Here is a 9676-nt window from a genome sequence, read left to right on the forward strand (position 1 = left end):
GTGGCGGGGTCCGGTGGCGCCTGGGTGGCGGGCTGCTGAGCCCCCGGACTCAGATCGGCTTCTTGAGGCGAATGGTCCGCCGGACGCTGACCTACGGGACGCTGAACCGGGGCCGGACGCTGGACGGCGGGACGCTGGTGGGGCGGCTCCTGCTGCTTCCCTGGAGACCCGGTCGGTGCATCGGCGGACGCGGGCCGGCGCGAGGCAAGATCGGTCACCTCCGAGAACTGGCGAGGTTCGGGCTCGACCGCGGATGCGACCGGGCGTCCGGGCACCACGTCCGGCATGTCGAGTCGCCGCTCCAGCCGATCGAGGCGGGCATGGACGCCTCGACTGTCGTCGTCCGCGGTTGGCAGCAGGACGCGGGCGCAGATCAGCTCCAGATGCAATCTGGGTGCGGTGGTGCCGCGCATCTGCACCAGGCCGGTCGCGATCACCTCCGCCGCCCGGGTGAGTTCTCCGGCACCCAATGCCGCGGCCTGGGCCCGCAGCCGTTCGGCCTGGTCATCGGCCACGTCGATCAGCCCGGAAGTGATCGCGTCGGGCACTTGGGCAACGATGACCAGGTCGCGCGTCCGTTCGAGCAGGTCCTCGGCGAAGCGCCGCGGGTCCTGGCCGACCTCGATCACCTTGTCGATCGCCGAAAAGACCCCCTTGCCGTCGCCTGCGGCGAAAGCATCGACGATCTCGTCCAGTAGCGCGTCGGGGGTGTATCCGAGCAGTCCGGCGGCCTGCGAATAGCTGACCCGGCCATGATCGGCCGCGCCCAGCAACTGATCGAGCACCGATAGCGAATCGCGCACCGAGCCTGCCCCTGCGCGCACTACCAGCGGCAGCACCCCGCGCTCGACGTCCACGCCTTCCTCAGCACAGATCTTCTCCAGATAAGCGGTGAGAGTACGCGGCGGCACCAGCCGGAACGGATAGTGATGGGTACGCGAGCGGATCGTCCCGATGACCTTCTCGGGCTCGGTCGTGGCGAAGATGAATTTGACGTGTTCGGGCGGCTCCTCGACGACCTTCAGCAGAGCGTTGAAGCCCTCCTTGGTCACCATGTGGGCCTCGTCGATGATGTAGATCTTGAAGCGGCTGGCCACCGGTGCGAAGTAGACGCCGTCGCGCAGCTCGCGGGCGTCGTCCACCCGACCGTGGGACGCGGCGTCGATCTCGATGACATCGATGCTGCCCGACCCGCCGGTCGCCAGCTGGACGCAGGAGTCGCAAACCCCGCACGGCGTGGGCGTCGGCCCCTGTTCGCAATTCAGGCAGCGCGCCAGGATGCGGGCGCTGGTTGTCTTGCCGCAGCCGCGCGGGCCGCTGAACAGATAAGCGTGATTGACCTTGTTGTTGGCGATCGCGCGGCAGAGCGGCGCAGTGACATGCTCCTGCCCGATGACCTCGGCGAAGGTATCCGGACGATATCGCCGGTAGAGCGCCAGCGGCGCCGGCGGACGCTCGACAACCTTCGCCTGCGGGGCCGGCGGAGCGACGGGCTCTTCGGGCAGATCTTGATTGGTGGCGGCGATATCGCAGGCGGGCTCGGCCTCGGGTAGCGGCTCGTCGAACAGGCCAGGGCCCTCCTGCTCGAAAAGCAGGAGATCATCGGGATCATCGGCGAGGTTATCCCCGTCGAAGCCAAGGTCGTCGTCCACCCGGCAAGCCTATGCTGAGCCGCCGACAGTTTCATACTGGGCATAAAAGGGCCCCCCGCGCACCCGGAAGAGCTCACTTACCCTTGCTGCCTTCCGACCCTGGGGGGGTTGGGCGAGTTACCGCCGCGCGGGGGACCTAACGTCCATAGTACGTGCATTGCCGGTCCGTACGCCAAATACGGGCCGGCAACGCATGCTACCGGGATGTCCTTGGAGCTCAGCCGAACTCAGATGGTTGTCTGCGTCGGAACTTCGCCGCGGGTCACGATCACAGGGCAATGCGCCTCGCGCAGCACATGCTTGCTGGTGGAACCGAGCAAAAGACCCGCGAAACCGCCGCGGCCACGCGAGCCCACCACGACCAGGCCTGCAGTGGCGGACTCGTCCACCAGTGCTATCTCGGCACGCCCACGGATCACCCGGACCTCAACTGGAACCTCGGGATATTTGGCCTTGCCATCCGCGAGCTGACCTTCGACCATCTTCTTCAGGCCGGCAGTGATCTCGTCGATCGAAAACTCCCAGACATCGGCGTTGTAGGCGTCATAGGCACCGAAATCCCAGGCATTGATCGCGACCAGCGGGACCCCGCGGGCATGCGCCGTTTCGAAGGCGAACGCGATGGCCCCCTTCGCAGCCGGCGAGTCGTCGACGCCGACCACGACCGGACCGCCCGGGTTCTCAATGGCTTCGTCGGTGATCACCGCGATCGGTCCGTGCGAGTGGGTCGCAACAGCGTCCGAGACACCACCCAGCAGCTTCACCGACATCGGCGCGCCCTGCCCGCGAGCTCCGACCACGACCAGGAACGCATCCCTGGATGCTTCTGCCAGCACATACGACGGATTTCCCTGGACGACTTGACCCGCGACCTCCACGTTGGGGTACTTCTCTCTCACCTGCGCAAGGACCTTATCGAGACGTTGCTGGGCACGCGCCTTGTAGTGCTCGAGGTAGTCGGGTCCAGAAGCCATCGCCTTGAGCGCGTGAGTTCGACTGGGCAGCGGAACCTCGGCGATCACATCAAGGACGAGCAACGCAATGCCGCGCGCCTGCGCCCGCTCGGCAGCCCAGTCCACAGCCTTGTTTGCCCGCTCCGACCCATCGGTTCCAACAACAAATCGACCTGCGGTCTGAAGCTCTGCATTCATCACGGCCTCCTACGTCGTCTACCAGCTATCGTCTTTGCTAGCGTCTTTCGATCCTATCGGCGGACCCGGTCGGGCAGGAGCGACTTGACAGAAGCTCACCGCCATTTCGACCATCAAATCCCTCCTCCAACGCGGCACGATCGCGAATGGACAGGCCAGCTGCGGCAGCCGAGCGCGTCACGAGTCTTTCTGGCGCTTGATTCGCTTCTGCGGCTGGCACACTCCCGAACGTCGTAGCTCGACGGCAGCATCTGCACGCGATGACACGCCGAGCTTGCGGTACAGAGAGCTGACTTGTGACTTAACGGTATTGATGGACACGCCCAGTTCGGCGGCGATCACGGGCAGCGCCAGGTCCGTGAGGAGCCACTCGGCCACGACTGTCTCTCGCTCCGTCAGCCTGACCGGCTCGAAGCTCAGGCCCGCAGGATCCGGGTACTCGTAATCCCGAGGCAGATGATCGGCCACCTGGGCGGCAAATTCCGGCTCGTTGGCTGTCATCCGGTCGAATAGCGCCCGCAACCCGGGGACCGGCATCCCCAAGGTGGCGGAGAGCAAGCCACTTTCGTAGGCGAGATGGTTCGCGTTCGAATACTCCGAGTCGGCGGCGGCGTGGAGCCCGAGCGCCTCATGTGCCAACGCCCGGCGCAGCAACACCGAGACCAGCGTGCCGATGTTGTGATCGCGCTCGCTGCTCACACAGGCCTCACTGGAGCGAATCACCTTGCGATACTCGCCGAGTTGGAGATAGGCGGTCGCCCGCAGCAACTCGAAGCACACGGCGTGCTCAGAAGGAGAGACCCGACCGTTCAGGGTGGTCAACGCCGCCCCTGGCTCGCCCAGGCTGACGTGACCCATCGATTCCATCGCGAGGGCCAGGTCACGCAAATAGGGTGGGCACAGTGGAGCGTCCGAGCCCTGCGTCATAAGACGCGAGATGGCTATCACCTGCCGGTTATTTCGTCGCACCGACTGCAGGATCAGCTTGCAGTAGCGCGCCACGCAGCGGCAAATGATATCGTCGTCGCCGGCTCGCGCAAGGACATCGCAGTCCCGCTCCATTCCTGCTTCGTCCGCTCTGCGGGCACGGATCAGAACGGATCCGAGAAGCAGTGGCCCCGCCTGGTACTGGGCTGTCCATCCCCTCGGACCACCAAGTTGGATCGCCTCATCGGCATACTCGGCGGCGCTATTGATCTCGCCACTCATAGCAAGCGCGGCGGAGAGTACCCCCAAGGCTCGAAACAAGCACCTATCATCTGTGCTCTCGATCGCGTAATCTCGCGCAAAGCGGCTGCACGCGACGCTCGCCCGGAGCTTACCGTTGAGCAAGTAGGTCATCGCCAGCATCGAATAACAAGCAGACTGGGTGATGGGCGACGCCACACCCGCAACCCGGTGAAGCGCGAGCATGCCTTCCCGATCGGCAATGTCGGCCGCCTCTGCCGCGCGTCCGGAGTGGAGCAACGACCAGCTCAACGCTGCGGAGTAGCCTGCGCTGAATTCTGAGGGCCGTGCCCTGGACGGACGCATACGTGCACCCAGAACCGCGTCCATCGCCGAGCGCGGAGGGCGCGGCTCCCCAGGAAGACCGCTGGCGAGGATAATGCCTACCGTGTGTGGCAGCAGGTTACTCGCGGGACGCACTCCGGCAGTCTCTGGTTGATCTGTCATTGTCTTATCCCATGACTCGCCTGATCGCGTGCTGAGGCTCTGAGACGGGCTTCTCGCACGGCTATGGAGACCACCAACGCCACAGCCAGGAGCGCTCCAACGAGAAGGCCAATCATCCACGGCTCAAGATTGAATACCGAGACGGCCGGTTCATCCTGGGAGTGCATCAGCGTCGGGTCATAGGGCACTCTGTGTCCGGTGACCAGCAGCCGATGGGTATTGACTGCGTACGGGGTGCAGGTGAACAACGTGAGCAGGTCAGCGCCTTGGACGACATCGAGGTCGTCAATCTCGGTCGGCAGGACCACTTTGATGGTGTCCACCTGGTACGCCAGCGTCTGGCCATAGACATCGACGTACATCAGATCGCCTTCGCGCACGTCGGTCAAGTGGTCGAACAGAGTTGCATTTGTCATCCCTGTGTGGCTGGTAAGCACGGCATGAGTACCGGCCCCGCCCACCGGAAGCGAGGTTCCATAAAGGTGGCCGGCGCCCTTGGCTATCACGTCGTCGTTCGTGCCGTGATAGACGGGCAGGTTGATGTCGGCACTGGGCACCCGCACGCGGGCCATCGCATCGAAACGAGCCAGGACACCGAGGTACTGCTCGTAGGGTCCCGACTCGTCAGGTTCTGATACGCGGGTCAGATAAGGATCCAAGATGGGGACGCCACTGAGCGTTTCGTTGTAGGCATGGGCCCGCTCAAGCTCGCCAGCGAGCGCGTCGGGGGCGGCCGACTCCACCTGGTTGTTGTACTGGTCAGAGAACTCGCGCTGCTTCGCGTTGTTGTACTGGGTAGCCAGTACCGGGTAGAGCAGCACGAAGATACCGGCCAGGACAAGCACAACCGACACCAGCCAGCGTGCCCGACGGCGCCCGCCGCTCGGACTGGCGCGGCGCGGGGCCGGAGCGTCGGGATTCTTTTCGGCGGTGGCAACACTCATGAGATGGCATCTTCCTGAACGTCATTTTCGGGACCTTCTAGATGGTTCGGGGCCTGGGCAGTTTCGCGCGCCAATGCCGGAACAACTCGGCGATGGGACCGCAGCCATGAGCTACTGATGAGCAGCACCAGTAGCACGCCGGCCCCACCGACTCCCAGCCGCGGCCACATCCAGTCGACGATGCTGAGGTCGGTCGAAGCGGGTTCGCTGTTCGCCGGGGCTTCGGATGTGGTGCGCTCCGGCAGCGGGATGCGAGTGCCGCGAACGAGCAGCCGTTCACCCGCGCTGCCATTGATGCACGTCACCAGCGTGACCAGATCCTGACCGTCCTGGCGTTGAATGAGGCTCAAGTCGTCGGCCGATACGACCGATATCTTGTCGACCTGATAAGCCAGCGTTGCACCGGCGCTGTCTATGAAGAATGTGGTGCCGATCACAGCCTCGTTGAGCCGGTCGAAGTAGGTTCGCGCTGTCGATCCGGTATGGCCCGCGATGACCGCGTGCGTCCCGGCCCCGCCAACCGGCAGCGAGGTGCCGTACATATGTCCGGCCCCCAGCGCCAGCGAACGGCCGGTAGCGTCGTGATAGATCGGCAGGTCGACAGCAAGAGATGGGATACGGATGCGGCCAAGCGCGCCAAAACCGGCCAGTTCGTTCAGATAGTCGTCGTGCTCCACCGAGGTCGCCTCCTGAGCGTCCGACCAGGGATCGGTCAGCATGGCGGGCATCAGCGCGCCGTTATAGCCGGCAGCCGTCTGCCGCTGAGCCGAAAGCATGTCGGCATCGGAGGCCGTGATCGACTGCGAGTAGTCGTCCACCGCAGTCGTCGCGACCCAGTTGTTGTAAAACGTCTCGCCCACCGGCCACAAAGAAACCGCCGTACCCACGAGGATAAGCAGCAGGGCGATCAAGCGCTGGGCCAACGCTCGCCGGCGAGCGCTCTGCGTGAGCCGGGCACCATCACAGCTCGTCCGATTCGTCATCGTCATCTAATAGGGCAACTGGCGGGGAGACTCGCCCCCCGCCAGTCACTCGCTCGGGTTTACCGGTCACCTAGACCCGGCAGACTCAGGCAGTAGCACTCTCCTCGCGCCGTTTGCGCGAAGTGAACGCATAGTAGCCAGCGCCGCCACCGATCAGGGCCAGGCCGGCCAGGCTCAGCCCGGCGATGCCAGCGCCGCCAGTCAGCGGCAGTTGGTTGCCGAGATTCGACTTCTCGTCCGTGATCTGAACGGCCGCGGTGCGGGTCAGCGTCGAGTTACCGGTCTTGTAGTCGATCGTCGCGGTGAACGGCTCGGCGTTCAGGTTGTAACCGTCAGGTGCCTCGGTCTCCACCACGCAGTACTGGATCCAGCCAGGGGCAGCTGAATCGGCCAGCGCTGCGTTGTCTGCCCAGTTGGACGCCCGCAGCGGCGCGAAGGTCACCGTGTTGCCACTGATGATCGCCTGCTCCATCAGCGGTGCGTTGGGAGCGGCCACATCACTCTTGTCGCAAGCAGTTTGCGGCGTCGGATCCACGTACACCGCGAAGGTCGCACCCACAGCCGTGTCGGTGGCAGCGCCGCCGGTCAGCAGCTTGTTGATGGTGATGTTGCCGAAGTACGACTTCACAGTTTCCGAGGGAATGGTCGGCGGGTCGACCGGCGGAGTGACCGGGTTCTCGGGATCGGGGGGAGTGGTCGGAGGGACCACCGGCGGATTCGTCGGATCGCCGCCATTGCTGTAGTACCAGTCGCTGCTGGGAATAAAGCTACCCGTGTTCGGGACGGCTCCGTCGTCGGGAACAGAGTTCACCGTACCCGAAATGACCGTCTCCACCTGGGCAGTGCCATCGGCCTTCTTAGCGGCCTCCAACTTCGCGAGGCCTCCATCGGTGAAGACCACCTTGAGCTGGCTACCATCGGTCGCGTCATCGGCGTCCAGCCAGAAATAGTAGTCACACGGAGCGGTGCCGGTGCCGGCGCCGCACCCATTCAGCGCGATGTCGGTGTTATCGCCGGCGATCGACAGCTTGACCCCGTTCGCCGTGACGTAGGCGTTGTTGTCGGAAATGTAGTAGTAGCCAAGCTTCTCGATAGGGGAGATGGTGGACTTCAGGGTGTACTCGATCGCCTTGCCGACCGTATAAGTGGTCTCATCGTTCACGGTCTTGGTGATCGAGTCGGCCTGGTTCTTCGGGTAGACGCGAACGTCATACATCCATGAATCAAGATCAGTCGGGTTGGTCATCGGCAACGTGACGAAGAACGGCGAAGACGGCGTCACTGTCGACGCGGCCACCGGCGAGTTGTCAGCAAGGTTGATGATGCTTGTGGACGACCCCAAGTTCTCCTTGACGAAGTAGAGACCAACACCGTTGGCCTTGGTGAAGGTAGCGGTGCCTGTGGCGTCCGTGGTGACGCTCTGCACCTTGACCAACGAATAGGTCTGGCCACCGATGACCACCGAGGTAAGGGCCGCATTCGGCTGAACGCCCTCTGCAGCAGCAGCAGCATCCCAACCGGCATTCGTGGTGAGATCCACACCGACCACCTGGTAGACGTCGAAGACGACGCCCTGCAGCTTCGGCGTGGTGACTGTCTCGGCGGTGCCGTTGTTCGATTGGCCGGTGGTCGCACCGAAATGCTTCTCGATATTCAGCTGGACTGTGGCGTCGCCGTTGACCAGCGACGGATTCGAGGCAGCCTGGCTGACGCCGTCCACCTTGGTCTGATCCCCAACATCGGCGAACGCGGCGGGCGTCCCGAGTGCCAGGGATGTAATGGCCAAGCCGGATACAGCAGCCGCGGCAAGGCGGAACGACTTTTGAGTCATTCTCTCACTCCTTTGATTAGTGCGATCTGATTGCTTTGCTCGGGAGATCGCGGCCGCGAGTCCCGTCTTGCCGGTCATGAGCGCGTCCTTAGCGGGATCGCTCGGCGACCGGAAGTCATTTGGTAGTAGAGGCCTCCTGCAGCCAGGAGCAGCAGACCCACCGCGTAGAAGAGGCTGTGACCCGGACCACCCGCTTCGGGAAGCGGCGCGGGAGTCACGTCGAAGACCTGGATGGTGAGCGCATCGCCATCTTTGACTACGGCCAGTCCGGAATCCGGCTTGGCCAAGGTGATGCCCTCGGAGGTCAGGGTGAGCTGGATCGGTTCCGGCAGCAACGTGAAGCCATCCGGCGCCTTGGTCTCCACCACCCAGTAGGTGCCCTTAGGCAGCTTCTTCGAGATGAACACCGATCCGTCATCGGGATCAGCAGAGATTCCGTCGATGATCGGCATCGCGCCGGCCGCACTCGGGTCGGTGTCGTAGAGCGCGAACTCGGCACCATCGAGATTGCAGGTGGCGGCGCTCACGTCACAGTTCTGGCCCAGTTTCTCGACATGGAACTGACTATTGCCTGCGCTGTTGGTGATCACACAGGAAATCTGGGCGCCCGGCTTGGGCGTGATGGAGGTGAAGTCGGCCAGTAGCATGCCATCGGGCAAGTCATCGGCGGGCTGGATGCCTGCGGAGTCGGTGCAGCTGAGTGTCGCGTTCGGGTAGTTGTCCAGCACCGAATCGGTCTGCTTGCCACCTTTCCAGCCGAGTTCGTCGAATGTGTAGGCCTGGGTGGATTGCTCCTTGGTCGACGAATTGACCACAGTCTGCGCGCGTACCTTCTCGGTGGTGCCCGTCAAGATCTCGTCACCGGTGCCGGTGGTGGTCGCGATGGCGTCCTGATTCGTGACTGTCTTGGCTACGGCTTTGCTCGGCGATGCCAAGATGCGCACCCGGAATTGGTCCGCGTCGTCGGCCCGGTCGCCGTCCAACTCTTTGGACAGATCGAGAGTGCCGTTCGGGGTGTTCGTGTAGGTACACACCACGTTGGCCAGCAACTGGCCATCGTTGTTCGGCACCTGCTGGAAGTTGAGCTCATACTCGCCTTGACCGACTCTGGTGACCGGCACCGGAGCATTGCCGTGGGTCTTGTCGACGCATTCCAACGTTGTGTCGTAGTTGGCCAGCGCGGTCGTGCCGCTCTTGGCAGTCTCTTTCAGCACGTACGTCTTGTCCGGGACGCCGATGGCCACTGCGGCGGCATTGTTTTGCAGGCCGGTGGCAGGCCCGTTGGTGGTGACGGTGCCGCCGGCGATCGACGTATTAGGAGCATCCTTGCGGGTGATCTTCAACTCGACGTTGTCGGTGTCTGCGACACGGCCTTCGTAGTCCTTCTGCAGCTTCAGGCCACCCGGGTCATTGCAATCGGCGAGGTCGACGAGGGTTCTCC

The 9676-nt window shown here is 63.7% G+C and carries 7 protein-coding genes and 1 other RNA gene; all 8 read right to left on the reverse strand.

Annotated elements, in window-relative coordinates; all coding sequences use genetic code 11:
• The coding region (locus AAFP05_RS08075; protein ID WP_341729348.1) for a DNA polymerase III subunit gamma and tau at nt 1-1652 on the reverse strand (1652 nt) is incomplete at its 3' end.
• Between the two features lie 43 nt (nt 1653-1695).
• Nucleotides 1696-1792, reverse strand: an RNA gene (ffs, locus tag AAFP05_RS08080) — signal recognition particle sRNA small type.
• An 87-nt stretch (nt 1793-1879) separates the two neighbouring features.
• Nucleotides 1880-2803, reverse strand: a complete 924-nt coding sequence (locus tag AAFP05_RS08085) for a universal stress protein (protein ID WP_341729349.1) — start codon at nt 2801-2803, stop codon at nt 1880-1882.
• A 177-nt stretch (nt 2804-2980) separates the two neighbouring features.
• Complete coding sequence (locus AAFP05_RS08090) at nt 2981-4153, reverse strand: LuxR C-terminal-related transcriptional regulator (RefSeq protein ID WP_341729350.1); 1173 nt, start codon at nt 4151-4153, stop codon at nt 2981-2983.
• A 320-nt stretch (nt 4154-4473) separates the two neighbouring features.
• Nucleotides 4474-5421, reverse strand: coding sequence for a class C sortase (locus AAFP05_RS08095; protein ID WP_341729351.1), 948 nt, complete (start codon nt 5419-5421; stop codon nt 4474-4476).
• Nucleotides 5418-6404, reverse strand: a complete 987-nt coding sequence (locus AAFP05_RS08100) for a class C sortase (RefSeq protein ID WP_341729352.1) — start codon at nt 6402-6404, stop codon at nt 5418-5420. Before AAFP05_RS08100 ends, AAFP05_RS08095 begins: the two co-directional genes overlap by 4 nt.
• Nucleotides 6405-6489: 85 nt before the next feature.
• Entirely contained in the window at nt 6490-8235 is a 1746-nt protein-coding gene (locus tag AAFP05_RS08105; RefSeq protein WP_341729353.1) for a SpaH/EbpB family LPXTG-anchored major pilin, read from the reverse strand.
• A gap of 74 nt (nt 8236-8309) precedes the next feature.
• The coding region (locus tag AAFP05_RS08110; protein ID WP_341729354.1) for a prealbumin-like fold domain-containing protein at nt 8310-9676 on the reverse strand (1367 nt) is incomplete at its 5' end.

The sequence above is a fragment of the Brooklawnia sp. genome (assembly GCF_032229645.1).
In the GTDB taxonomy this organism is placed as follows: Bacteria; Actinomycetota; Actinomycetes; order Propionibacteriales; family Propionibacteriaceae; genus Brooklawnia.